We start from the raw sequence: 346 nt of genomic DNA on the forward strand, positions 1-346 counted from the left end.
AACATCCAGATCATCCTAAACGATACAAAATTGCAGCTGAATATCTCCAAGTGGCGAAAGGATTATGGGATTCATGGGAAGATGATGCCTTCATTCGTGATAAGCAATCAGGTGTCTTCTTTGACCCAGGGAAATTACATCCATTACATCATCAAGGTGAATTTTTCTCTGTGCAAGGACCGCTTAACATTGGTCGATCGAAGCAAGGACGCCCAATCATTATCCAAGCTGGTTCATCAGAAGATGGGAAAAATTTAGCGGCGAAAGAAGCGGATGCCGTATTTACCGGTCAAGCAACATTGGCAGAGGCTCAAGCATTTTATTTAGATGTTAAAAGCAGGGCTTC

The 346-nt window shown here is 42.8% G+C and carries 1 protein-coding gene; it reads left to right on the top strand.

What is annotated here, in order from left to right; all coding sequences use genetic code 11:
• Positions 1–346: LLM class flavin-dependent oxidoreductase (locus CVN76_RS02075; RefSeq protein ID WP_157805464.1), on the top strand; the 346-nt coding region annotated here is incomplete at both ends.

This window comes from Bacillus sp. mrc49, from assembly GCF_002803435.1.